Origin of the sequence: Orbus hercynius (assembly GCF_003634275.1) — a bacterium.
Lineage (GTDB): Bacteria > Pseudomonadota > Gammaproteobacteria > Enterobacterales > Orbaceae > Orbus > Orbus hercynius.
The window spans coordinates 190,054-215,320 of record NZ_RBWY01000002.1; the positions used below are offsets into that span (position 1 = coordinate 190,054).

The 25,267-nt window shown below is 39.1% G+C and carries 20 protein-coding genes; 8 read left to right on the forward strand and 12 right to left on the reverse strand.

Translation table 11 applies throughout. The features are described from left to right. Positions 1 to 153 precede the first annotated feature (153 nt). The gene (rpoH, locus tag DES39_RS06435; RefSeq protein ID WP_121144968.1) at positions 154 to 1,014 is read left to right on the forward strand and encodes an RNA polymerase sigma factor RpoH; all 861 of its coding nucleotides are present in this window, start codon (positions 154 to 156) and stop codon (positions 1,012 to 1,014) included. Between the two features lie 72 nt (positions 1,015 to 1,086). On the opposite strand, the gene DES39_RS06440 is transcribed toward rpoH, so the two are convergent. The 5 genes from DES39_RS06440 to rpsB all read right to left on the reverse strand — a co-directional run bounded on the left by DES39_RS06440 (position 1,087) and on the right by rpsB (position 4,981). Then, positions 1,087 to 1,722, reverse strand: coding sequence for a hypothetical protein (locus DES39_RS06440; protein WP_121144969.1), 636 nt, complete (start codon positions 1,720 to 1,722; stop codon positions 1,087 to 1,089). A gap of 115 nt (positions 1,723 to 1,837) precedes the next feature. Next, positions 1,838 to 2,395 carry a ribosome recycling factor gene (gene frr, locus DES39_RS06445; RefSeq protein WP_121144970.1) on the reverse strand — a complete coding sequence of 186 codons (558 nt, stop codon included), beginning with the start codon at positions 2,393 to 2,395 and terminating at the stop codon, positions 1,838 to 1,840. Positions 2,396 to 2,416: 21 nt separating this feature from the next. Then, entirely contained in the window at positions 2,417 to 3,157 is a 741-nt protein-coding gene (gene pyrH / locus DES39_RS06450; RefSeq protein ID WP_121144971.1) for a UMP kinase, read from the reverse strand. A 116-nt stretch (positions 3,158 to 3,273) separates the two neighbouring features. After that, positions 3,274 to 4,131 carry a translation elongation factor Ts gene (tsf, locus tag DES39_RS06455; protein WP_121144972.1) on the reverse strand — a complete coding sequence of 286 codons (858 nt, stop codon included), beginning with the start codon at positions 4,129 to 4,131 and terminating at the stop codon, positions 3,274 to 3,276. Between the two features lie 118 nt (positions 4,132 to 4,249). After that, complete coding sequence (gene rpsB / locus DES39_RS06460) at positions 4,250 to 4,981, reverse strand: 30S ribosomal protein S2 (RefSeq protein ID WP_121144973.1); 732 nt, start codon at positions 4,979 to 4,981, stop codon at positions 4,250 to 4,252. 414 nt (positions 4,982 to 5,395) lie between these two features. Between rpsB and DES39_RS06470 the strand changes: the two genes are divergently transcribed. Continuing rightward, positions 5,396 to 7,774 (forward strand): heavy metal translocating P-type ATPase, encoded by a 2,379-nt coding sequence (locus tag DES39_RS06470; RefSeq protein WP_121145185.1) that lies wholly within the window; start codon positions 5,396 to 5,398, stop codon positions 7,772 to 7,774. A 59-nt stretch (positions 7,775 to 7,833) separates the two neighbouring features. Here DES39_RS06470 and proS read toward each other — a convergent pair whose 3' ends face one another. Continuing rightward, positions 7,834 to 9,549, reverse strand: a complete 1,716-nt coding sequence (gene proS, locus DES39_RS06475; RefSeq protein ID WP_121144975.1) for a proline--tRNA ligase — start codon at positions 9,547 to 9,549, stop codon at positions 7,834 to 7,836. Positions 9,550 to 9,850: 301 nt separating this feature from the next. Between proS and DES39_RS06480 the strand changes: the two genes are divergently transcribed. The 3 genes from DES39_RS06480 to DES39_RS06490 all read left to right on the forward strand — a co-directional run bounded on the left by DES39_RS06480 (position 9,851) and on the right by DES39_RS06490 (position 13,986). Continuing rightward, on the forward strand, positions 9,851 to 10,897 hold the full coding sequence (locus DES39_RS06480) for a bifunctional transcriptional activator/DNA repair enzyme AdaA (protein ID WP_121144976.1): 1,047 nt from the start codon (positions 9,851 to 9,853) through the stop codon (positions 10,895 to 10,897). Positions 10,898 to 11,205: 308 nt separating this feature from the next. Then, positions 11,206 to 12,495 (forward strand): serine/threonine transporter, encoded by a 1,290-nt coding sequence (locus DES39_RS06485; protein WP_121144977.1) that lies wholly within the window; start codon positions 11,206 to 11,208, stop codon positions 12,493 to 12,495. A gap of 123 nt (positions 12,496 to 12,618) precedes the next feature. Further along, positions 12,619 to 13,986: an L-serine ammonia-lyase gene (locus tag DES39_RS06490; RefSeq protein ID WP_121144978.1), complete on the forward strand. Its 1,368-nt coding sequence runs from the start codon at positions 12,619 to 12,621 to the stop codon at positions 13,984 to 13,986. An 89-nt stretch (positions 13,987 to 14,075) separates the two neighbouring features. Here the strand turns inward: DES39_RS06490 and DES39_RS06495 are convergent, their stop codons facing one another. Continuing rightward, positions 14,076 to 14,435: a helix-turn-helix domain-containing protein gene (locus tag DES39_RS06495; protein WP_121144979.1), complete on the reverse strand. Its 360-nt coding sequence runs from the start codon at positions 14,433 to 14,435 to the stop codon at positions 14,076 to 14,078. A gap of 235 nt (positions 14,436 to 14,670) precedes the next feature. On the opposite strand from DES39_RS06495, the gene dnaE reads away from it, so the two are divergent. The 3 genes from dnaE (at position 14,671) to DES39_RS06510 (ending at position 19,691) form a co-directional block, all read left to right on the forward strand. After that, positions 14,671 to 18,156 (forward strand): DNA polymerase III subunit alpha, encoded by a 3,486-nt coding sequence (gene dnaE, locus DES39_RS06500; protein WP_121144980.1) that lies wholly within the window; start codon positions 14,671 to 14,673, stop codon positions 18,154 to 18,156. A gap of 186 nt (positions 18,157 to 18,342) precedes the next feature. Next, positions 18,343 to 19,302, forward strand: coding sequence for an acetyl-CoA carboxylase carboxyl transferase subunit alpha (gene accA, locus DES39_RS06505; protein WP_121144981.1), 960 nt, complete (start codon positions 18,343 to 18,345; stop codon positions 19,300 to 19,302). Positions 19,303 to 19,316: 14 nt separating this feature from the next. After that, positions 19,317 to 19,691, forward strand: a complete 375-nt coding sequence (locus DES39_RS06510) for a diacylglycerol kinase (RefSeq protein WP_121144982.1) — start codon at positions 19,317 to 19,319, stop codon at positions 19,689 to 19,691. Between the two features lie 5 nt (positions 19,692 to 19,696). On the opposite strand, the gene qseC is transcribed toward DES39_RS06510, so the two are convergent. The 5 genes from qseC to syd all read right to left on the reverse strand — a co-directional run bounded on the left by qseC (position 19,697) and on the right by syd (position 25,160). Beyond that, entirely contained in the window at positions 19,697 to 21,058 is a 1,362-nt protein-coding gene (qseC, locus tag DES39_RS06515) for a quorum sensing histidine kinase QseC (RefSeq protein ID WP_121144983.1), read from the reverse strand. A gap of 11 nt (positions 21,059 to 21,069) precedes the next feature. Beyond that, positions 21,070 to 21,729, reverse strand: coding sequence for a response regulator (locus DES39_RS06520; protein WP_121144984.1), 660 nt, complete (start codon positions 21,727 to 21,729; stop codon positions 21,070 to 21,072). 127 nt (positions 21,730 to 21,856) lie between these two features. Then, positions 21,857 to 23,206 carry an MATE family efflux transporter gene (locus tag DES39_RS06525; RefSeq protein ID WP_121144985.1) on the reverse strand — a complete coding sequence of 450 codons (1,350 nt, stop codon included), beginning with the start codon at positions 23,204 to 23,206 and terminating at the stop codon, positions 21,857 to 21,859. A 157-nt stretch (positions 23,207 to 23,363) separates the two neighbouring features. Further along, positions 23,364 to 24,557, reverse strand: coding sequence for an amino acid aminotransferase (locus DES39_RS06530; RefSeq protein ID WP_121144986.1), 1,194 nt, complete (start codon positions 24,555 to 24,557; stop codon positions 23,364 to 23,366). 51 nt (positions 24,558 to 24,608) lie between these two features. Then, positions 24,609 to 25,160 (reverse strand): SecY-interacting protein, encoded by a 552-nt coding sequence (gene syd, locus DES39_RS06535; protein ID WP_121144987.1) that lies wholly within the window; start codon positions 25,158 to 25,160, stop codon positions 24,609 to 24,611. Positions 25,161 to 25,267: the final 107 nt, after the last annotated feature.

The following is a 25,267-nucleotide window of genomic DNA, read 5'->3' on the forward strand; positions in this document are numbered from 1 at the left end:
AGTATGAAAATGGTTATTATTTGGACTAAAATGTGAACTAAATCACATATCAGTGGTCTAACTTTTAAATAGTTAAATGTTAAATGAGCTAAATTGAATATGATATTCGGGGTTGTCTGCTAAGAACCGCGAAAATAAGTAGGGGGAATTTATATGGCTAACGAAGTAAAAATGCAATCTGTTGCTTTGATTCCACAAGGTAATATCGAATCTTATCTGCGCATGATTAACACTTACCCGATGTTAAGTGCAGAAGAAGAAAAAGAACTAGGTGAAAAACTGTATTATCAAGACGATGTGAATGCGGCAAGGCAGCTAATTTTATCACATCTTCGTTTTGTTGCGCATATTGCGCGAGGTTATTCCGGTTATGGTCTGCCACAAGCTGACCTTATTCAGGAAGGCAATATTGGTTTAATGAAAGCAGTACGTCGTTTTAATCCTGAAATGGGCGTACGTTTGGTGTCATTTGCTGTGCACTGGATTAAGGCTGAAATTCATGAATATGTACTGAAAAATTGGCGAATTGTTAAAGTTGCGACGACGAAAGCGCAGCGTAAATTATTTTTTAATCTACGTAAATCCAAACAACGTTTAGGTTGGTTTAGCCATGATGAAGTCGGTATTGTGGCCGATGAACTCGGCGTGACACGTAAAGATGTACTTGAAATGGAATCACGTATGTCAGCCCAAGATATGTCATTTGATATGGATAATGACGATGATGATAATGCAGTTATTGCACCAGCATTGTACTTAGAAGATATTAATTCCAATTTTTCACAATCGATTGAAAATGATAATTGGGAAACCGATACAACTGATAAATTGCATGAAGCATTGTCTAAATTAGATGAACGCAGCCAAGATATCATTAAAGCGCGCTGGTTAGATGCTGATGATACTAAATCAACACTACAAGAGCTTGCGGCAAAATATCAGGTGTCTGCTGAACGTATTCGTCAGTTAGAAAAAAACGCAATGCAAAAATTGCGTATGGCGATTGAAAATTAACGGCATATAGACATTCAAATAAAACAGCCGAGTTTAATACTCGGCTGTTTTATTTATATTCGAATTTTAATTTTAAGATACAATTGAAGTGGCTTTGTTCTTTTTCACTTTTTGGGGCTCAATGAGAGCATTTAGTGCTAAGTAATCACTGTGTTCTAAAATAAGAACGTCAGTTAATCCTATCAGCTCATCTTCATCATCTTTTGGGTTTTCTCTTTGTTGCCACAGTATACAATAGTATTTTTGGCTATTTTCTTCTTTATCTATTTCTAGATGAATCGAATCAAAATAACTACGTTCTTCATCGGATAATTGATTGATTTCATCTAGATCATCAGGGAAATCATGATCGATATAACTGAGATCTTCTTTTTCATCTAACAATTGTTTTAGACGGACAAACCGCTTATTTAAAAAACAATAAAGAATTTCGTCCTTTTTCTTTAAATAATTTTCGAAACTTACGTCTAGAACAGAAACAATTTTACGATTGTTTGTTGCATTAAAGTAATAATGTTTTGAACTTATGATTAAAAAAATAGGAAATAAAAAAAGACCGATGATACTCATAATAGGATGAATAAAGTACCCTAATATAATAAACAGTAACCAAAAAATAATACAAAATTTAGAGTAAATTTTTTTATGATAAAATTGTTTTGGATTTTGGCCATAGTAATCGAATAAATCAACTGGTTTATTTTGCATATTTGCATCTTATTTTTTAATGCCAGAACCGAATAAAATAGATATAACTGAATAAGTTGAATCAATCATATCTATTTTTGGGCGTATTAGAACATTAACTTCCAATACGATTTATTTAAAATTCCATCAACTCTTTTTCTTTGTCAGCAAGAATAACATCTAATTTTTTGATCATATTATCTGTGAGTTTTTGAATCACATCTTGTGATTTGTGCTCATCATCTTCTGAAATAGCTTTGTCTTTTAATAGCGCTTTAATTTGATCGTTAGCATCACGTCTAACATTACGAATCGCAACTCGTCCTTGCTCTGCTTCACCACGAACGATTTTAGTTAAATCACGGCGACGTTCTTCGGTTAGTGCCGGTAGTGGTACTCGAATAACCGTTCCAGCAGAGGACGGATTTAAGCCTAGATCAGACGCTAAAATTGCTTTTTCAACGGCTGGCGACAATGATCGATCAAATACCGTAATGGCAAGGGTACGTGAATCTTCCGCAACCACGTTAGCAAGTTGACGTAGTGGTGTTGCACTACCATAATATTCAACCATAATACCATCAAGTAGGCTTGGTGAAGCCCGACCGGTACGAATTTTACCAATATGATTTTGGAAAGCTTCTAAGCTTTTTTCCATTCTATCCTGAGCGTCTTTATGTATCTCATTAAGCATAATAAACCTTCTTTCCTATAATTATTGACTTATAGTCACATTATTGTTGATAAGTGTACCTTCTGGTTCACCAAGGATAACACGTTTTAGTGCACCTGGTTTATTCATATTGAATACGCAGATAGGTAGATTATGATCTCGAGCGAGGGTAAAGGCAGCAAGATCCATCACTTTGAGTTCATCATCAAGTACTTTCTCATAGTTGAGTGTTTTAAATAGTGTTGCATTCGGTTCTTTGACCGGATCTGCGGAGTAGACACCATCCACTTTAGTCGCTTTTAACACCACGTCTGCTTCGATTTCAATGCCTCTTAAACAGGCTGCAGAATCAGTAGTGAAAAATGGATTGCCCGTTCCTGCTGATAAAATAACAACTTTGCCATGACGTAGTAAACTAATGGCTTCCGTCCAACGGTAGTCATCGCATACACCGTTAAGTGGAATGGCAGACATTAAACGCGCATTCACTTCTATGCGGTGTAGTGCATCGCGCATAGCCAGGCCATTCATCACGGTTGCCAGCATACCCATATGGTCACCAACAACTCGGTTCATGCCTGCTTTTGCAAGGCCTGCACCTCTAAATAAGTTACCGCCACCAATGACTACCGCAACTTCGACTCCCATTTCGACTAGATCTTTAATTTCTAAAGCCATGCGATCAAGAATAGAAGCGTCAATACCAAAACCTTCATCACCTTGTAGGGCTTCACCGCTCAGTTTTAAAAGGATACGTTTATAGTGGGGAGTTTGCGTGGTCATAGCCGAATGATCCTATGAGTAAAAAATTAATAATCGATTTGTAAGTGTAATTCTAAAACATTTTTCTGATAAACAAAACCGCCTTAACGGCGGTTTCAGCTATTTTCAGTTCAAAATTAAGATTGTTTGGACATTGCCGCAACTTCAGCTGCGAAATCAACTTCAACTTTCTCAATACCTTCACCCACTTCAAAACGGATAAAAGTTGCAACTGCTGCGTTTTTCTCTTTGAGTAAATCACCAACAGTTTTTGATGGATCCATGACAAATTGTTGACCAGTTAAAGAAACTTCACCAGTGAATTTACGCATACGGCCTTCAACCATTTTTTCTGCGATTTCACGTGGTTTACCAGACTGCATTGCAATATCAATTTGAATTTGGCGTTCATGTTCTACAACATCAGCTGGAACGTCAGATGGATTCACATATTCTGGTTTACTTGCTGCAATATGCATTGCGATGTGTTTAACTAACTCATCTTCAGCGCCGTTTGCGGCAACTAATACACCAATTCGAGCACCGTGTTGGTAGCTACCAACAACGCCGCCATTGATTTCAGCAATACGACGAATACCGATGTTTTCACCAATTTTTGCCACTAATGCAGTTCTTTCTTCTTCAAATTTAGCTTGTAATACGGCAACGTCGCTAATGCGATCAGCGAGCGCAGCTTCTGCTACTTTTTCACTAAATGCTAAGAATCCAGCGTCTTTTGCAACAAAGTCAGTTTCACAGTTAATTTCTAAAATCACACCAAATTGTTTATCTGCTGAAATTTTAGAAATAATCACGCCTTCGGCAGCAACGCGGCCTGCTTTTTTAGCTGCTTTTGCTTGACCTGATTTACGCATGTTATCGATTGCAAGTTCGATATCGCCATTTGCTTCAACTAATGCTTTTTTACATTCCATCATACCTGCGCCAGTTCTTTCACGCAGTTCTTTAACCATAGAGGCAGTTACTTCAGCCATTTTTTAATCCTCTGTTAAATCTGTCATTTGCCCAAATTATCTTCGGCAAATTGTATTTGATACACAAGAATAGGAGGAGAACACTCCTCCTAATAATAGGTAAATATCGATCAATAAATTATTCAGCAGCTGTTTCTTCAAACGTTTCTGATGAAACCGGAGCTTGGTTTTGTTCACGTCCAGAACTTACTGCGCTTGCAACTGCATTTGCATAAAGTTGGATTGCACGAATTGCGTCGTCATTACCAGGGACAATGTAATCAATGCCATCTGGATTTGAGTTAGTATCAACGATAGCAACAACAGGAATACCTAGGTTGTTTGCTTCTTTAATCGCGATATGTTCGTGATCTGCACCGATAACGAAAATCGCATCAGGTAAACCACCCATATTTTTGATACCACCAAGGCTATTTTCTAATTTAGCCATTTCACGTGTACGCATTAACGCTTCTTTTTTGGTTAATTTATCAAAAGTTCCATCTTGTGATTGCGTTTCTAGATCTTTCAAACGTTTAATTGATTGACGAACTGTTTTCCAGTTAGTCAACATACCACCTAACCAACGGTGATTGACATAGAATTGTCCACAGCTTTCTGCCGCTTGTTTTACCGCTTCGCTTGCAGCACGTTTTGTACCAACGAATAAAATTTTACCGCGACGAGCAGCAACTTTATTTAGCATATCTAATGCTTCGTTGAACATAGGAACTGTTTTTTCAAGGTTAATAATATGAACTTTATTACGAGCACCAAAAATAAATGGTTTCATTTTTGGGTTCCAATAGCGGGTTTGGTGACCGAAGTGTACACCAGCTTGCAGCATATCGCGCATAGATACTGTAGTCATGATTTCCTCATTAAAAATTGGGGTTATGCCTCCACATATTCGCTTCAACCGACTTTAGTTTTCACCAAAGCACCCCGGCAAAGTGTTGTAATATGTGTGTGTTATAACGTTAGTAAATTAAATTGTTTAGTGTCACATTTGCTAAAATATAAATAGAAAATGTGCGCGCGTTTTATACCATATCTATCTAGATAATACTAGTATTATTTGGGGTAAACATCATATATTAATGGTGCAAATTAAGTATTTAAATAGTGAATAAGCCATAAAATCATTAGCATAGATAATTATATAAATTAAATGTAAAAAGCGTAAATTATCTCTTTATCCTACTATTAAGGTCGGATTTATAGTGATACCATCAAAAGAAATCGATACATTTAGGGAGTAGATTAAGTGGCAGAATATCAATTTATGGTTGAAGGAATGTCATGTGCATCCTGTGTTGGCCGAGTTGAAAAGGCGCTCAATAAAGTTGATGGCGTGACGGTAGTTAGTGTGAATTTAGCGACAGAAAGAGCGACGGTTCAAACAGCGCAGGAGATGAACATAGATAACTTATTTCAGGCTGTTGAAGAAGCGGGTTATCATGCCATTGCACTACCTTCAGCGGATGATGAACAACAGGTTATATTGTCAATTGGTGAAATGAGCTGTGCTTCTTGTGTCAATCGAATCGAAAAAGCATTAAATAATGTTGCCGGAGTGAAAAGTGCTCAAGTTAATCTGGCAACAGAAAAAGCCACTATTACGGGCATGCACCTTGATGTTGCGTTGTTAATTCAATCCGTTGAAGATGCGGGTTATACCGCAGAATTTTTAGACGAAAAGAAAGCGCAAGTTGTCAAGCCAAAACAGCCTTCATTATGGCCAGTGATTATCTCGGCGCTGCTTGCTTTACCGCTTGCGTTACCGATGTTACTTGAGCTATTTGGTATTCATTGGATGCTACCTGCTTGGGGACAATTAATTCTTGCAACGCCAGTACAATTTATCCTAGGTGCGCGTTTTTATCGTAGTGCCTGGAAAGCGGTTAAAGCATTTACCGGTAATATGGATCTGCTGGTCGCAATCGGTACCAGTGCAGCTTACGGCTTGTCGTTATATCAGCTGATCAAATGGTGGGGAAACGATTATATGCCGCACCTGTATTTTGAATCAGCGGCGGTGATTATTACGTTAATTTTGTTTGGTAAATGGTTGGAGGCGCGCGCAAAGCATCAAACCACTAAGGCGATTGAGGCGCTCAGCGCTCTTAGACCAGAAACCGCTAGAATCAAACGCGGTGACAAAGAGTTAGCTTTACCTATCGATCAAGTTAAGCTTGATGATATTGTCATTATCAAGCCAGGGGAGCGTATCCCGGTTGATGGGCTGATTATTGAAGGAGCTTCAAGTAGCGATGAGTCAATGATAACCGGTGAGAGCTTGCCGGTTAGTAAGCAAGTAGGCGACGGCGTAACGGGCGGCGCGATTAATGGTGAAGGGTTATTGATTGTCAAAACGACGGCTATTCAAGCACAATCGATGCTAGCTAAAATTATCCAACTGGTCGAGTCTGCACAAGCGAAAAAAGCACCGATTCAACGTATTGTTGATCGTATCAGTGCCATTTTCGTACCAGTGATTTTAATCATTGCTCTAATTACCTTACTCGGCTGGGGAATTATACAAGATAATTGGGAGGTTGCGTTACTCAATGCTGTTGCCGTATTAGTGATAGCTTGCCCATGTGCGTTAGGGCTTGCAACGCCGACATCTATCATGGTTGGTACCGGGATTGCAGCTCGTCATGGTATTTTAATTAAAGATGCGCAGGCACTTGAAACCATGCACAGTGTTAAAGCGGTTGCCTTTGATAAGACTGGAACATTAACGATTGGTAAGCCTGAACTAGTCAGTTTTAACACCATTGCGGGGAGTGACGATGATAGCATTCTAACGATTGCGGCATCAATGCAAGTGGGTAGTGAGCATCCACTGGCTAAAGCGGTACTACAAGCAGCAACTGAGCGACAGTTACAATATGGTTATGCGCAGAACCTTGAAAATGTAGCAGGATCGGGACTTCGAGCAACGGTCAATGAGCGGCATTATGTTTTAGGCAGCTCACGTTGGATGCAATCATTGCACGCTGATTTTGCTGAGTTAAACCATCAAGTAAGTGCGCTAGAAGCGATGGGTTGTACGATATCGTGGTTAGCTGAGCAAACGCGTGATCATGTCAAAGTATTAGCACTACTCGGTTTCTCTGATGTGGTTAAAGATGAGACGATGCCGGCTATTGCCGCTTTACAACATTTAGGCGTGAAAACCATTATGTTAACCGGTGATAATGCTAGCGCAGCAAACGCAGTCGGTAAACGATTAGCGATTGATGAAATTGTATCCCAAGTGATGCCAACAGATAAAGCCGATAAAATTTATCAAATGCAAAAGGCATATGGTAAAGTGGCGATGGTGGGTGATGGCGTTAATGATGCCCCTGCACTTGCCGCCGCCGATATTGGTATTGCGATGGGCACGGGGACGGATGTGGCGATGCAAACTGCGGCAATTACCTTAATGCGAGGTAACCCGCTATTAATCGCTGATGCGATTGATATTTCTAGAAAAACCTATAATAAGATTAAACAAAATCTATTTTGGGCCTTTTTCTATAATGTGATTGGCGTGCCTTTAGCGGCATTTGGTCTGCTTAATCCAATGATTGCCGGGGCGGCTATGGCGCTCAGTAGTGTGAGTGTTGTGACCAATGCCTTATTATTAAAGCGTTGGAAACCAAAAGCATAAATATAAAAAATGCCCTTATTAATATAATAAGGGCATTGTGACTTAAATCGACGTCGGTATTATTGTGCTTTGTGTTTAATGAACTCAATAATGTTATCGATGCTGATCATCTCTTTTTCACCACCTGCACGATGTTTATATTCTACTTCACCATTATCAAGGTTGCGTTCACCAATGACGATAGTGTGCGGAATACCAATTAGCTCTGAATCAGCGAACATCACGCCTGGGCGTTCTTTACGATCATCAAAAAAGACTTCAATACCGGCAGCTTGCAGCTGAGTGTACAGTGTTTCAGCGGTTTCTTGTACTTTAGCTGATTTGTGCATATTCATTGGGATAATCGCGACACTAAACGGCGCGATAGCCTCTGGCCATACAATGCCTCGTTCATCATTACACTGCTCGATTGCTGCCGCCACAATTCGGGTAACACCAATACCATAACATCCCATGATCATGACATGATTTTGGCCATCTTCACCTTGTACGGTGGCATTCATTGCTTGCGAGTATTTGGTGCCTAATTGGAAAATATGGCCGACTTCGATGCCGCGTTTGATTAGCAATGTTCCTTTGCCATCGGGGCTTGCATCACCTTCAACGACATTGCGGATATCGGCAACAGTTGGTAATGCAACATCACGTTCCCAATTGATATTAAAGTAGTGCTTACCATCAATGTTAGCACCCGCGCCAAAATCACTCATAACCGCAACATCACGATCAATGATCACAGGTAAGTTAAGGTTAACTGGGCCTAATGATCCTGGCCCAGCACCGATAATTTGTCTAATTTCTTCTTCTGAGGCAAATTCGATTGGCGTTGCAACAAGGTCTAATTTCTCTGCTTTCACTTCATTTAGTGTATGATCACCACGCACTAATAACGCCACTAATTGATGTTCACTGTTTTTGCTGGCTTTCACAACTAATGTTTTAACCGTTTTTTCAATCGGTAAGTTAAACTGCGTAACGAGTTCATCGATTGTTTTTGCATTCGGCGTATCAACTAATTCCATCGTTTTGCTTGGTGAAGCTCTTGTTCCACTTGGTGCCAGTGCGGTCGCCATTTCAATGTTGGCAGCATAATCGGATTCAGTTGAAAAGATAATATCGTCTTCACCACAATCTGCTAGTGCTTGGAATTCGTGTGATGAACTGCCGCCGATTGAACCCGTATCGGCTCTAACTGCTCTAAAATCCAGTCCAACGCGGGTAAAGATAGCGCTATACGCTTTATACATATCATCATACGTTTTTTGTAATGATTCTTGCGAAGTATGGAATGAATACGCATCTTTCATAATGAATTCACGTGAACGCATTACCCCAAAACGTGGACGAACTTCATCACGGAATTTGGTTTGAATTTGGAAAAAGTTTAACGGTAATTGTTTATAAGAGCTGAGTTCATTACGGATCAAATCCGTAATGACTTCCTCATGCGTTGGACCTAAGACAAAGTCACGATCGCCACGATCTTTAATACGTAATAATTCTGGGCCATATTGTTCCCAACGACCACTTTCTTCCCAGATGTCAGCGGGTTGAACGACGGGCATTAAAACTTCGATTGCCCCGGCTTTATTCATCTCTTCCCGGACAATGGTTTCTACTTTTTTAAGTACACGATACCCCGTTGGTAACCAGGTATAAAGACCGGCAGCAACTTTTCGGATCATGCCCGCGCGAAGCATTAATTGATGACTCACAACCTCAGCGTCAGCTGGTGTTTCTTTTAATGTAGATAGAAGATATTGACTTGCTCGCATGATTTATTCCAGATTAGCTATAAAATTGTGTTAGTTTAGCAGCACCCAAGCCAACACTAAAGAAATTTTATTACCAATTTTAACAGTAAACTCTCGATTTTGTTTAAGACTGATTATTGTTACTCGAATGATTCATACTGTATTGAATTACATAATTTTTTTCAATTATATAATACATATTAAGGTTTATTACCATATTGTCGTCATGTAAAATAAATAATAGTTGTTAATTTTACGGTTGGTAGCATAATTCTTTTTTGTTTAAAGTATAACAACGGTCAATAACAATAAAGGGAGCGCTATGCAACCAACATTCGCACAATTATATCAAGCACTTGTTAATAAAAATCCGCGTTATGATGGAGTATTTTATGCGGGTATTCGAACAACCGGGATTTTTTGTCGTTTCATCTGTACTATGCATAAACCAAAACCAGAGAATATTGAATTTTTTGATTCGATGCATGATGCGATGCTAAGTGGCTACCGGCCATGCAAAATTTGTAAACCCCAATATTTGTTGGACCAAACACCCGCTGATATAGCTAGTTTATTAGCGTTTTTAGAGCAGCATCCTGAACAAAAAATATCAGATCAAGACCTACGCGAAAAAGGCTTAGAGCCTTATACCGTTCGACGTTGGTTTTTAAAGCATCATAATATGACTTTTCAAGCTTTTCAACGTATGTATCGTCTTAATATGGCGTTAAAAAAATTACAAGATGGTGAGTCGATAATAAATGCTGCATATGATAGTGAATTTGAATCATTAAGTCACTTGGGGGAGTCGTTTAAAGCGATATTTGGTGTGAGTGCCTCACAAGCTAAAAATCATAATATTGTGTATATCAGTCGCATTGAAACGCCAATAGGGACGATGTTTGCAGGTGCAACCGAGAAGGGACTGTGTTTGCTTGAATTTACTGACCGCCGCATCTTAGACATCGAGTTTAAGCAATTAGTCAAGCGCTATAACGCCAAATTACTGCGCGGTGAAAATCAACATATTCAACAAACCAAGCAGCAGCTTGAGCAATATTTCGCCGGTAATCGTGATCAGTTTACGATTCCATTTGATATTCGTGGCACTGATTTTCAGCAACAAGTGTGGCAAGGGTTAGTTGAGATTCCATTTGGTGAAACGCGCTCATATCAACAACAGGCTATTTTGATTGGCAAGCCCAAAGCGGTAAGAGCGGTTGCTAATGCAAATGGACTCAATCAAATGAGTATTGTAATTCCTTGCCACCGAGTTATTGGCGCCGATGGTAAATTAACCGGTTATGGTGGCGGATTATGGCGAAAAAATTGGTTATTGAATTTAGAGAAGAATCATCAAAGAAAATAATTTTTCACCATTTACTTAGTTAAAAAAAGGGATTACTATTTAGGTTATCTATTTGGTTTATTGAGAGAAAATAAATTTTTTATCCTTGATAACGTATCAAAATTGCAACATTAATTAACTTATCATTAATCATGCGTATCAATAGTGATTCCTTGTCCTATTTTTTGTCCTTAGGTATCAATCAGTAAACTATAACCCTTTGAATAATAAGCTTTTATTTTTGTGATGCGGGTCACTCCTTTTTTTTAAAAATTTTGCTACTATTTAGCAAGTTTAAAAATGCGTATAGATATATAGAGGAGTAGTTTATGAGTAATGACAAAATAGTAACAGCAGATAATGGCCAAATACCGAAATGGCGCGCAACTGATACAACTTGGATGTTAAGCCTATATGGTACGGCAATTGGTGCTGGCGTGCTATTTTTGCCAATTAATGCAGGAGCTGGTGGATTATTACCACTATTGGTTATGCTGGTATTAGCATTTCCAATGACGTTTTTTGCTCATCGCGCATTGTGTCGTTTTGTTTTATCTGGAAAGAGCGCTGACGGTGATATTACGGTTGTTGCGGAAGAAGCATTTGGTCGCGCAGCGGGTGGTGCTATCACCGTGCTTTATTTCTTTGCCATTTATCCAATTTTGCTCGTGTATAGCGTAGGCATTACCAATACCGTGATTAACTTCATGGAACATCAATTAGCCATGACACCACCACCACGAGTGTTACTCTCATTTGTCTTAGTTGGCGCATTAATGCTGATTGTGCATTTAGGTGAAAACTTAATTGTTAAAGTGATGTCAGTGTTAGTTTTTCCATTTATTGTGGTATTGATGATCTTAGCATTATTTTTAATTCCAGAGTGGAATGGTGCGTTGTTTACTGATTTTGCTTGGTCAGGCAGTTCTGCGATGGGTAGCCAAGGTCTTTGGATGACTTTATGGTTAGTGATTCCAGTTATGGTTTTTGCGTTCAACCATTCGCCAATTATTTCATCTCTTGCGGTTGCTAAACGTAAAGAGTATGGTGATAAGTATGTTGAGCAAAAATGTGGCAAAATCATTGGTATGAGCAATGTGCTAATGGTTGTGACTGTCATGTTTTTCGTATTTAGCTGTGCGCTTTGTTTAACGCCTGCTGAATTACTAGATGCCAAAGCACAAAATATTTCAATTTTATCGTATCTTGCTAACCGTTTTGACTCTCCAGTGATTGCGTATATGGGACCAATAATTGCATTTGTTGCAATGACTAAATCTTTCTTAGGTCACTATTTAGGGGGCAAAGAAGGGTTTAATGGTATGGTTAATAAAGCGTTACGTAGTCAAGGTAAAACAATTAGCCAGAAAAAACTGGATAATATCGCCGCGATCTTTATGTTTGTAACAGCTTGGATTGTTGCGACATTAAATCCAAGTATTTTAGGTTTAATCGAATCATTAGGTGGGCCAATTCTAGCGATTATTTTATTCTTAATGCCGATGTATGCGATTCATAAATTACCGGTTTTAGCCAAATATCGTGGCAAAGTTAGTAACGTGTTTATCGTTATTATGGGTTTAATTGCCATTTCAGCTGCAGTATATAGCTTAGTATAAGCTTAGGTTATTTGTCAGTGCTGTGATTGGCAGTGCTGACATTTTTTATATTTAACATGAAGTAGTTTGATTTTTATTATTTAGACATATATATGAAGTTTAAGTAGTAGTGAGGAGATAATAATGGGCTCTGTATTTGATATTTTTAAAATTGGAATTGGGCCATCAAGTTCCCATACTGTCGGGCCAATGCGTGCTGGTAAACTGTTTATAGATCAATTAATCGAGAAAAATCTGATGTCATCTGTGACAACGATTACTGCTGATGTATATGGTTCGCTATCTTTGACAGGTAAAGGACATCAAACGGATGTCGCAATTATTATGGGGCTTGCCGGTGAAAAACCAGATACAGTTGCTATTGATACTATTCCTGGTTTTATTCATTCAGTTGCGACAACGGGAAAATTGTCTATTTATGGTGGTAAATATCAGGTTAATTTTCCATTAGCAACTAGCATGAATTTCCATTCTAAATTTTTACCTTTACATGAGAATGGCATGACATTATCTGCATTTGATAATGACAAGCTTGTGCTGCAAGAAACCTATTATTCTGTTGGTGGTGGTAAAATCGTTCTTGAAGAGGAATTTGGTTTGGAAGACACCTCTGGTAAAGATGTGCCATTCCCATTTTCAAGTGCAGAAAAACTATTGGAATATTGTAATGATAATTCATTATCTATCTCAAGTATTATGATGAAAAATGAATTAACCATGCATAGCTACGATGAAATCGAATCTTATTTTACGCGTGTTGGGCAAACCATGGATGAGTGTATTCGACGAGGTATGAATACGGAAGGCTTATTACCTGGACCACTGAAAGTATCTCGTCGAGCGTGTTCGTTACACCGACAACTTGCAACATCATCAGAGAAAATTATTGCCGATCCGATGATTATCATCGATTGGGTTAATATGTTTGCCTTAGCCGTTAGTGAAGAGAACGCTGCGGGCGGAAGAGTGGTGACCGCGCCGACTAATGGTGCATGTGGTATTATTCCTGCAATATTAGCTTATTATAATAAATTCGTGACGCCAATTACTCCTGATATTTATATTCGTTTCTTTTTAACCTGTGGTGCCATTGGTCAGCTTTATCAAACAAATGCATCAATTTCAGGCGCGGAAGTGGGTTGTCAAGGTGAAGTCGGTGTTGCTTGCTCAATGGCCGCAGCCGGTTTAGCTGAATTACTTGGTGGTAATGCGCAACAAGTCTGTATGGCAGCTGAAATTGGAATGGAGCATAATTTAGGGTTAACTTGTGACCCGGTTGGTGGGCAAGTGCAAGTTCCATGTATTGAACGTAATGCTATTGCTGCAGTTAAAGCAATTAATGCAGCGCGGATGTCGTTAAGACGGACAACAATTGCCAAAGTTTCACTTGATAAAGTTATTGAAACTATGTATGAAACGGGTAAGGATATGAATTCTAAATATCGTGAAACGTCTCGTGGTGGATTGGCAATTACAATTAGATGTGAATAAACTCGCTTAATTGATACGGGATATTGTCAGTGATATTCCGTGTTTTTTAATCATTATTACTGGGTGGTTTTCTTGTTGTCGAATACATTTTAGTATTTCCAATGCATGTTGCTTAAATGCGATACAATAAAATCGTTTCCAACTATCTCTGTTGGGCTATTATCTTCTTTGGTTTTTAATTTACGTTTTCTTTGTTGCATGTTTTTTTTTGACTGATTTTTTAATTCATTGTGTACTAATAAATGATTTAACTGATCGAGTTCATTTAGGCCTCGTAGAACTGAGATCAGTGTCAGTAAAGTAATTGATTCACCGAGCTCAATACGTTTAATTGTTGCGATTCCAACTTGAGATAGCTCAGCTAACTCTACTTGAGAGAGATTTTTCTCAATTCTTGCCATTTTGATACGACGGCATAGCATTGCGATAACATCTGCATTTTCATCCATTCGATGATAAACCTTATTCACATAATTATTGATTTCACTGTTGTGCGTTATTTTAGCTTAATCTGAGAAAAATGGGTGCTTTTGTTTCGTATTGAAATAATTATTACACTATATTAACTGTTTTTATCAATCAATTGATCGAGTTAATCTGTACTGGTATGACAGATAAGATTGTTTCAACCCGCTAGTGAATTAATGATATAATCGCATAAAATTTAATTATTAGTATGAGTTTATGTCTGATCCTAAATTTATCCATTTACACGTACATAGTGACTTTTCGATGATTGATGGTGTTGCTAAAACCGATGTTTTAGTTAAACACGCCGCTTCAATGGCTATGCCTGCCCTTGCAATAACTGATTTTACCAATTTGTGTGGACTTGTGCGGTTTTATGGTAGTGCCTTATCAAAAGGGGTAAAGCCGATTATTGGTGCTGATCTTAAAATTCGTCATGAAGAAAGCGATGAGTTTTATGATATGACGGTACTTGCTGCTAATAATGAAGGCTACCAGAATTTAACACTATTAATTTCAAAAGCATACCAACGGGGGTATCTTGGTGATGGTCCGGTTGTTGATAAACAGTGGTTAGTTGAGCACCGATTTGGCCTGATTATTTTAGCGGGTTATAAAAGTGATGTTGGTCTTGGTGTCATTCGCAATAATCCAACGTTGGTTAGTCAGGCGATTGAATTTTATCAAACGTACTTTGAAAATCATTGGTATTTAGAGCTTATTAGAACGGGCCGAGAAAATGAAACATTTTTTGTTGAGCAGGCGATTAAGCTAGCCGAACAATATGATTTAGCGGTTGTGGCGAGCAATGATGTTAAATTTATTAATAGCCAAGATTTTGAAGCTCATGAAATTCGCGTCGCCATTCATGACGGTGATACGCTCGATGATCCAAAGCGACCGAAAAAATTTTCCCCTCAGCAATACTTTCGCAGCGAAGCGGAAATGTGTGAGCTATTTTCCGATATTCCCGAAGCGTTAGCTAATAGCGTTGAGATTGCAAAGCGTTGTAATGTATCTATTCGGTTAGGTGAATATTTTTTACCTCAATTTCCAACGGGTGATATGTCGACTGAAGACTTTTTGGTTCATCGTGCAAAAATAGGTCTTGAAGAGCGATTAGAATTTTTATTTCCCGATCCTGAGGTGCGGCAAAAGTGCCGTCCGCAATATGATGAGCGATTAGATATTGAACTGGGTGTTATTAACCAAATGGGGTTTCCTGGTTATTTTTTAATCGTCATGGAATTTATACAATGGTCAAAAGATAATGCGGTGCCTGTTGGCCCTGGCCGAGGCTCTGGTGCCGGTTCGCTTGTTGCCTACGCGTTAAAAATTACTGATTTAGATCCGCTTGAATTTGATCTACTTTTTGAGCGATTTTTAAATCCTGAACGTGTTTCAATGCCAGACTTTGATGTCGACTTCTGTATGGATAAGCGCGATCTTGTGATTGATCATGTTGCTGAAATGTATGGGCGTGACGCAGTATCACAAATTATCACCTTTGGTACAATGGCGGCAAAAGCGGTTATTCGCGATGTTGGACGAGTGCTTGGGCATCCATATGGTTTTGTCGATCGTATTTCAAAATTGATTCCAATGGATCCGGGGATGACGCTGGCGAAAGCATTTGAAGTTGAGCCTCAGCTACAAGAGCTATATGATAATAACGAAGATGTCAAAGGCTTGATTGATATTGCTCGTCAATTAGAAGGGGTAACACGTAATGCCGGTAAGCATGCTGGTGGCGTAGTTATTTCACCGACTAAAATTACCGATTTTTCACCGATTTATTGTGACTCAGAAGGGCATCATCCCGTCACTCAGTTTGATAAAAATGATGTTGAGTATGCGGGTTTAGTGAAATTTGACTTTTTGGGTTTAAGAACTTTAACGATCATTGATTGGGCACTAGAAATGATAAATGCCCGCATGATCAGAGAAGGTCAACCTTTAGTTGATATTAATCGCATTCCTTTAGATGACGCACTATCATTTGAATTACTGCTGCGGGCTGAAACAACGGCGGTATTCCAGCTAGAGTCGCGCGGGATGAAGGATTTAATTAGGCGCTTAAAACCTGACTGCTTTGAAGATATGATAGCCCTTGTTGCTTTATTTCGCCCAGGTCCCTTGCAATCGGGCATGGTGGATAACTTTATTGATAGAAAGCACGGCCGTGAAGAGGTGTCATATCCTGATAGCCAATATCAACATGAATCATTAAAACCGATCTTAGAACCCACTTACGGCATTATTCTTTATCAAGAACAAGTCATGCAAATCGCCCAAACTTTAGCGGGCTACACGCTAGGCGGTGCTGATTTATTACGCCGGGCAATGGGTAAAAAGAAACCGGAAGAGATGGCAAAGCAGCGCTCAGTATTTAAAGAAGGGGCCGAACGGTGTGGTATCGATGGTGAGCTTTCCATGAAAATCTTTGATCTCGTTGAAAAATTCGCCGGTTATGGTTTTAATAAGTCTCACTCCGCTGCCTATGCACTGGTTTCTTATCAAACGTTGTGGCTAAAAACGCATTTTCCGGCCGAGTTTATGGCGGCGGTGATGACCGCTGATATGGATAATACCGAAAAAATTGTTGGCCTTGTTGACGAATGCTTACGCATGGGAATTAAAGTTAATCCTCCCGATATTAATAGTGGCTTATATCACTTCCACGTTAATGATAAAAGCGAAATTGTGTATGGTATTGGCGCGATTAAAGGGGTGGGAGAGGGACCAATTGAGGCGATTGTTGAAGCGCGTAATACCCAAGGTAAAAATGGATTTTTCAAAAATATATTTGAACTTTGTGCCAAAACAGATATCAAAAAACTTAACCGTCGTGTATTAGAAAAACTAACGATGGCGGGCGCATTTGATAAGCTAGGCCCACATCGGGCAGCAATTTTGCATAGTATTAACGATGCGATGCAAGCGGCGGATCAACATGCTAAAGCACGAGATATTGGTCAAGAAGATATGTTTGGCGTGTTAGCTGAAGAGCCAGAACAAGTTGAATATGCCTATGGTAATGTGCCTGAATTACCAGAGCAAGTTATACTTGATGGCGAGCGAGAGGCGCTTGGATTATACCTAACGGGTCATCCAGTGACGCAGTATTTAAAAGAGTTAAGTCGTTATACTAATGGCGCTCGCATTAGTGAGGCCAGTCCAACCGGTTGGGGGAAAATGGCTACCTTTGCCGGATTAGTTATTTCAGCTCGAATTCGTTTAACGAAGAAGGGCAACCGCATCGGTTTATTTACCTTAGATGATCGATCTGGACGTATAGAGGCTATCGCATTTGGTGAAGCGCTCGAACGGTTTGAGCATTTGCTTGTAGAAGATAAGATTTTGATTGTTTCAGGTCAAGTAAGCGTTGATGATTTTAACGGCGGATTTAAAATGTCTGCACGAGAAATTATTGAAGTGAGTGAAGCAAGAGAAAAATATGTCAAAGGTTTAAGTATTTCGTTGGAAGAATCAGAAATTAGTCGTTCTTTTCTACAGCAATTACAAAAATCATTTGAACCTTATCGCAACGGTAGTGTGCCGGTGAATATTTATTATCAAGCCAATCATGCCCGTGTTCGTATTCAATTTGGTACAACTTGGCGTGTGACACCTAACGATGAATTGTTAATTGGTTTGAAAACATTATTAGGTAATGAACGAATTGAACTCGAGTTTGATTAGTTTTCGATAAAATTGGGAAATTTGTAGCACTTTATGTTCAATACATAGTAAAATTGACCGAAGCTAGAATATCATTACATGATATGTTTAATTTTGATACGATATTATTTGTGAATTGAATAAATACAGAATATTGATTCGTCCTGCTCAATTAGCGGGATAACAAGAGGCAACCGTTGGATAGTTATGAATAATTTCTTAGATTTCGAGATACCTATTGCTGAGTTAGAAGCGAAAATCGACTCATTAAAAAATATGAATTCGCAAGAAGTTCAACTTGATATTAATCTTGATGAAGAGATCAAACAGCTTAATAAAAAAAGTAAAGAGTTGACTAAAAAAATTTTTTCGAATTTGACTCCATGGCAAGTGGCGCAGTTAGCTCGTCATCCAAATCGACCTTATACACTCGATTATTTGAAAGAGATCTTTACTGATTTTGATGAGCTGCATGGCGATCGAGCATATGCCGATGATAAAGCAATTGTTGGTGGCGTGGCACGTATTGATGATCGCCCCGTTATGGTAATTGGACATCAAAAAGGCCGTGAAACTAAAACTAAAATTTATCGAAATTTTGGTATGCCAGCGCCAGAAGGATACCGTAAGGCACTACGTTTAATGGAGCTTGCTGAGCGTTTTAACTTACCGATTATTACGTTTATAGACACACCGGGTGCTTATCCTGGTATCGGCGCAGAAGAGCGTGGACAAGCAGAAGCAATTGCACGTAATTTACGTGAAATGTCACGTTTGAATGTGCCAATTATTTGTACTGTTATCGGTGAGGGCGGTTCGGGTGGCGCATTAGCACTTGGTGTAGGTGATAAAGTGAATATGTTGCAATATAGTACCTATTCTGTTATTTCGCCAGAAGGCTGTGCATCTATCTTATGGAAAAGCGCGGATAAAGCGTCATTAGCTGCTGAGGCGATGAATATGACGGCAGATAAGCTATTAAAGCTTGATTTGATTGACGCGATTGTACCTGAGCCATTAGGTGGCGCACACCGAGATTATTCAGCAGTTGCATCATCGTTAAAAAAACGCTTAATTGAAGATCTTAACGAATTAGAAACGATGGATAGTTCAGGATTGCTAGAAAGACGCTTTCAGCGTTTGATGAATTACGGTTATGTAAGATAAAATTAGGTTGTTATATGGCAAAGGCAAAAGGAATAAGTCGGGTAATTAATGCTGCCAAGTATTCTATTCAGGGACTAAAATCAGCATTTCTATATGAAACAGCATTTCGACAGGAGTGTTTTTTACTCATCGGTGCTTATGTGGTGGTAATGTTGATTGATTTTTCGATCTATGAACGGATATTACTTGTGGGTTCTGTTGGTTTTGTCATGATAGTTGAGCTGCTCAACAGCGCTATTGAGTGTGTTGTCGATCGAATTGGCACTGAACGGCACGAATTATCTGGCCGCGCAAAGGATTATGGTTCGGCAGCTGTTTTTGTGTCTATTTTATTAGCAGTTAGTTTGTGGATTTATCTATTTGCTTGTCACTTTTTTCCCGAAGCTTAATTAATTCAATATGACAGGGTGACCATAAATCCACCCTGTTCTTGATTGCTTAATTTTACGGTAATTTTGTGTAATTCAGCAATTTTTCTGACAATCGATAAACCCAGTCCACTCCCTTTCTCTTTTTGTCCTGCTGGGCGATAAAAACGTTCACCTAAACGTGATACGATATCATCGCTAACACCCGGTCCATTATCGGCAAAATAGATGATATTGGGTGCAATGGTTATCGTAATGCATGAATGAGTTGGAATATAGCGTATCGAATTATTAATCAAGTTGCGCGTGAGCATGGATAACAATAAAGGTTGGCCAATAATCTTCTCATTTGGGCTTTGTTCATCGATGGTGATTTGTAGCTGTTTTTGCATCGCTAACGGCGATAATTCCTCTTTAACTTGGCTAATAATGTCACGCCAATAAAGCGTTTTGAGTTCATCTTGGATTTCTAGAGAGTCTAACCGTGATAAGGTTAATAACTGATCAACTAAGTGCGAAGTCCGGTCAATCCCAATGAGTAAATTGCTTAACGCCTTATTTTGGCTGACAGGATCATCATTTGATAATTGGGCAACTTCTGTCTGTACGCGCAGCGCAGCAAGTGGGGTTCTCAATTCGTGTGCCGCATCAGAGATAAATTGCCGCTCATGGGTAATCATTGATGAAATTCGACCAAAAAGTTTATTCAAAGCTTGAATAAATGGGCTAATCTCTTTTGGAATACCATTAAGATTAATCGGGGTATCTTCATCTGGTTCTCGATTAGCCAGTTTGGTTGCCAATGCTTTTATCGGTGTAAAGCTGCGGCCAATTAATATAGCGACAAATAAAATCACTATAATGAAGGTAATTAACCAAGGAATTAACTGTTTATAGATCAAGTCAGTTAAAATATCTTGTTGGTAATCAAGTTTTTGTCCTACGGCAACGACGGAACGGTTGTCGTTACTAAGTAGCCATAATATGCGCCACCGCCCTTGCTCACTGACCATTGCGCGGTGACTTGCCGTTGGAAAAAAACCACCGTAAAAATAGAGTTTTCGGCCTTCTTCACCATCATCCATTATCATTTCGCCCTTACGGTTAAACACCGCAAAAGCAAGTGCATCATCATCGTAATTTAACGACTCAATTTCATTATCATCAATTTCTGGGATTTTTTTAGGGTAGCCTGGTTTAATCATCACATTACCATGGGTATTTAAAGCGGCAAGGCGTTTAGCAAAAAGTAGTTGCTGGCTATCAAATAGCTGGTTGAGTGAATTTTTCAGCTCAAAATAGGAGATGCTAGTTGTAATGAGATAAGCTAATAACAAAATACCACTAATAAATAAAGTAAGCCTTAAGCGTAAACTTGGCGATTTCATAGCATGAATTCCTACTCTTGCCCGAGTGCATAACCTGCACCGTAAACCGTTTTGATGATATTATTACCGAGTTTTTTACGTAAATTATGAATATAAACATCAACGGTGTTACTGACGACTTCATCGGACCAGCTGTATAGTTTTTCTTGAATGAGCTCTCGAGATAGTACTTTATTTGCATTGAGCAAAAATAGTTCTAATAGGCGGGTTTCTTTGGTGGTTAACACAACTAATTGACCCGCTTTTTTGACTTCTTGAGTTTCTGGGTTATAGCTAATATCACCGGTGGTCAGCTCGGGTGTTATTTTTTGATGGCTACGGCGGATTAATGCCTGCAGTCTGGCTGAGAGTTCAGATAGCGCAAAGGGTTTACAGACATAATCATCAGCTCCCGATTGCAAGCCAGTCACGCGTTGTTCAATTGCATCACGAGCCGTCAAAATTAACACCGGCGTTGTCATACCGGCTTGACGCCAGCTTTTCAGTATCGCTAAACCGTCTTTTTTCGGCAGCGTTAAGTCTAAAATAACCGCATCATAAGGCGCAAGTGATAAGGCATTCTCACCTTCTTGACCATCGGTAAACCAATCTAATGTAAAGCCCATTTTTTTTAGACCGATATTAATACCATCACCAATTAAGGCGTCATCTTCAATAAGGAGTATTCTCATATATATGCACCTTGAGCGTATTTATGATTGAGTATTACAATATCCTATAAGATAAACATTAATAAAATATTAAATTGCAAAATGTACTTATCACCATAATCACTAGTGGTGATAAGTAAGCTAATTATTAATGTTCAATATTAAGGCGCTTAGATTCCCATTTACGTGACTTCCAACGCCATGCATTCACCAAGCCACGGACCCATTCATCACAAGCAAAACCGATCCAAATACCCAGTAGCCCCATCCCCATTTTGATACCAAGGAAATAACCAATTGGGATCGCAATTCCCCACATAAAAATTAATGCGGTATATAACGGAAACTTAGCGTCACCGGTGGCACGTAGCGCATTGACCATGATAATATTTTGCGTGCGCCCCGGTTCCAGAAAAATCGATAAGATAAAAATAGGTAAAATGGTGTTTACCACGTCCCAATCGTTGGTGAATGAAGTGACGAGTGGTTCTCTGACTAAAAAGAACGTAATGACCACGATGGCGGTAACAACCATACCCAATATCAAACTTTTAAAGGTTCGTTTATAAGCATCATTAAATCGCTTAGCGCCTACTAAGTGACCAACCATAATTTCGTTACCAACGCCGATAGAGAGAGAGAAGAGCATCATAAAATAGGATATTTGGAAGAAAATCGCTTGCGCCGCTAAGGCGGTTTCGCCCAGTAATCCAATAAATGCGGTCATAACCAGTACTTGCCCTGACCAAGATAGGTTCTCTCCGGCTGAGGGTAAGCCGATTTGGAAAATTTGTTTAAGAATCTTTTTATTCCAATGTAAAAATAAAAAGAGTTCAGCTTTAATTCTCAGTCCATAAAACAGTAAGCAGAATAATAACGTGACACCGATAACCCGGCCGATTACGGTTGACCATGCAACGCCAACGAGCCCCATTTGTGGGAATCCCCAAAATCCGTATAGCACGATGATATTACCAATAACAGTGATAACATTCATAATAATTGACACATACATAGCGACTTTGGATTGACCATAAACCCGTAAGCAAGATGCCATAATAATGGCAATGGCTTCAAAGATTAAGCAGATACCCAGTACATGAAAATAATCATAGCTCATATCTAAAATAGCATCTGGTGTATTCATCCAGATTAAGACTTGATAACCCATGACGGAGATAAACGCGTAGCATAAAACACCTAGCACAAGGTTAAATGAGATCGATAAATGAATCGCTTTACGGGCTTGTTCACGGTTTCCTGCTCCCAAATATTGAGCAACAACCACGCTACAACCGATACCAATAAAGTTAAAGATAGGAATAAAAATATCAAAAAATTGGTTACCAACTGTTGTGGCTGCAACCATTGTCATTGATACATGGCTGATCATGTAAGTATTTATCAAGAGTGTTGCTAAGTGCAAGAAAATATCGATAAAAATGGGCCAACTGAGAGAAAACAGCGATTGATCGATAACGGAGCGACCTTGTTTCATAACAATCCTACTTAACTAATTCTTAATTAATGACTTTTGTTAGATTATACTTGATTTAATTTGAGATGCTATTGATTATGCCTTAAACAGGCTAAAAAGTATTGAAAATGGCTCGGTTGATTTGGTGCTGAGCGAGCAACCGAGCAATAATAGGGGGCTATGCTAAAACTTTTACGATAGATTCACACAGTAAAGACATGTTATCGAGCGTCATGCCAGCAACGTTGATTCGACCGGAATTAACGGTGTATATACCATAATCATCACGAAGGGTGAGGACTTGCGATTCCGTTAAGCCGCTAAAAGAAAACATACCATTTTGTTTGGCGATGAAACTGAAATCTTGTCTAGCACCTTTTTCTTGCAATGTTTTGACAAATAATTGTCTCATACGGTGGATTCGTTGACGCATGGTTGTTAGCTCATCAATCCATTCATTTTTCATTTCTGGATCATTGAGGATATAAGCTACAATTTTGGCACCGTGCGAAGGTGGGTTTGAGTAATTAGCTCGAATCATGGTTTTGATTTGACTAAATGCTTTCGTTGCAATATCGTCATTTTGTGCAATTAAGGTCAATGCACCAACTCGCTCATTATATAAGCCAAAATTTTTCGAGTAAGAACTGGCGATTAAGAGTTCTGGCTGATGCTCAGCAAAAAAGCGTACGCCAAAAGCATCGTCATCTAAATTTTTACCAAAGCCCTGATAAGCAAGATCAAAAACCGGCAACCAGCCATTTTTTGCAGCAACATCAGAGATTGCTTGCCACTGTTCAGCCGTTGGATCAATGCCCGTTGGATTATGGCAACAACCATGAAATAGCACCGCATCACCGGCTGAAATTTGACTGAGATCTTCAAGTAAAGTGGCAAAATCAAGCTCGTGCGTGTGTGGATTGTAGTAGCGGTATTCCCTTACCTCAAGTCCAGCGGTTTGAAAGACGCTTTGGTGATTTGGCCAAGTTGGATTACTAACCCAGATGCGGCGCACTTTGGTTCGGCGAGCCAAAAAATCCGCCATGATTCTGAGTGCGCCGGTTCCACCAGGTGCTTGTGCTGTTTTGACTCTGCCAGTTTGAAGCAGTGGACTGTCTTCACCAAATAGCAATTTTTGGGTGGCGCTGTTGAACGTAGCAAGTCCGTCAATTGGTAAATAGGATTTAGTCTGTTCGCGTTCTAATAAAAATGTTTCTGCTTTTTTGACACAATTTAAAATCGGCGTAAGCATGTTTTCATCTTTATAGATGCCAACACTAAGATTAATTTTATGAGTACGTTCATCCGCGTTATAAATATCCGCTAACCCTAAAATAGGATCGGCTGCCGCAGCTGTGAGACCTTCAAACATGAATTCACCTGTTTTCTATTGTTTAGCTAAATATTATACGCCTTAAAAAAGCTATTGAGCAATAGGTTTTAGGCCGTTCAAAAACGTAGCAAGGTTCTCTGCTAACTTGTCAGTTTTGTTTTCGATTAATTTTTCGAGCATCACAGCACCGGTTTGATTATCAATCGTAATGATTTCGGTTTCATCTGTGGTGGTGGCAATAAAAACAGAAGGGCGGCGTTTTAATCGTTTTTGCATACTCAAATGAGCAAGCATATTTTGCTCTAAGCGCGAAAAATCCTCATCACTCCACACTTGGATTAACGATAAAGACCGCTCATCAAAGGTTGCCATCATATCTCCGGCATATTGTGCGCTATAAAAAAGACGTGTATCAGGATGGATAGTGAGGTAAATAACCTCTTCAACCACTTCTAAAGAATGATGATTTGTTGCAACGGGTAACCAAAAGACGGCAGAGTCATCTTTTTTTATAATACACGGTGAGGGCATACCATATAACTCGGTACTTCGCGGTAGATGATTAAATTCGGTTTGCCACTGCTCTATATAACGCTGAGTGAAGAGTGATAATGCTTGAAAAGCCGGATTGTTGTTTTCCATATTAACTCAATAATGATGTTATGCCTGTTAATCGATTGACTATTTTTGATCAAGTTGATAATTAATTGTAGCTAAAAAGCAATGATAAGCGTAAAAATAGCACAATA

Bases quoted from the DNA above. Each gene is read 5' to 3' on its own strand.
- rpoH (WP_121144968.1), top strand. From the start codon at position 154: ATGGCTAACGAAGTAAAAATGCAATCTGTTGCTTTGATTCCACAAGGT.
- DES39_RS06440 (WP_121144969.1), bottom strand. From the start codon at position 1,722: ATGCAAAATAAACCAGTTGATTTATTCGATTACTATGGCCAAAATCCA.
- frr (WP_121144970.1), bottom strand. From the start codon at position 2,395: ATGCTTAATGAGATACATAAAGACGCTCAGGATAGAATGGAAAAAAGC.
- pyrH (WP_121144971.1), bottom strand. From the start codon at position 3,157: ATGACCACGCAAACTCCCCACTATAAACGTATCCTTTTAAAACTGAGC.
- tsf (WP_121144972.1), bottom strand. From the start codon at position 4,131: ATGGCTGAAGTAACTGCCTCTATGGTTAAAGAACTGCGTGAAAGAACT.
- rpsB (WP_121144973.1), bottom strand. From the start codon at position 4,981: ATGACTACAGTATCTATGCGCGATATGCTGCAAGCTGGTGTACACTTC.
- DES39_RS06470 (WP_121145185.1), top strand. From the start codon at position 5,396: ATGGTTGAAGGAATGTCATGTGCATCCTGTGTTGGCCGAGTTGAAAAG.
- proS (WP_121144975.1), bottom strand. From the start codon at position 9,549: ATGCGAGCAAGTCAATATCTTCTATCTACATTAAAAGAAACACCAGCT.
- DES39_RS06480 (WP_121144976.1), top strand. From the start codon at position 9,851: ATGCAACCAACATTCGCACAATTATATCAAGCACTTGTTAATAAAAAT.
- DES39_RS06485 (WP_121144977.1), top strand. From the start codon at position 11,206: ATGAGTAATGACAAAATAGTAACAGCAGATAATGGCCAAATACCGAAA.
- DES39_RS06490 (WP_121144978.1), top strand. From the start codon at position 12,619: ATGGGCTCTGTATTTGATATTTTTAAAATTGGAATTGGGCCATCAAGT.
- DES39_RS06495 (WP_121144979.1), bottom strand. From the start codon at position 14,435: ATGGATGAAAATGCAGATGTTATCGCAATGCTATGCCGTCGTATCAAA.
- dnaE (WP_121144980.1), top strand. From the start codon at position 14,671: ATGTCTGATCCTAAATTTATCCATTTACACGTACATAGTGACTTTTCG.
- accA (WP_121144981.1), top strand. From the start codon at position 18,343: ATGAATAATTTCTTAGATTTCGAGATACCTATTGCTGAGTTAGAAGCG.
- DES39_RS06510 (WP_121144982.1), top strand. From the start codon at position 19,317: ATGGCAAAGGCAAAAGGAATAAGTCGGGTAATTAATGCTGCCAAGTAT.
- qseC (WP_121144983.1), bottom strand. From the start codon at position 21,058: ATGAAATCGCCAAGTTTACGCTTAAGGCTTACTTTATTTATTAGTGGT.
- DES39_RS06520 (WP_121144984.1), bottom strand. From the start codon at position 21,729: ATGAGAATACTCCTTATTGAAGATGACGCCTTAATTGGTGATGGTATT.
- DES39_RS06525 (WP_121144985.1), bottom strand. From the start codon at position 23,206: ATGAAACAAGGTCGCTCCGTTATCGATCAATCGCTGTTTTCTCTCAGT.
- DES39_RS06530 (WP_121144986.1), bottom strand. From the start codon at position 24,557: ATGTTTGAAGGTCTCACAGCTGCGGCAGCCGATCCTATTTTAGGGTTA.
- syd (WP_121144987.1), bottom strand. From the start codon at position 25,160: ATGGAAAACAACAATCCGGCTTTTCAAGCATTATCACTCTTCACTCAG.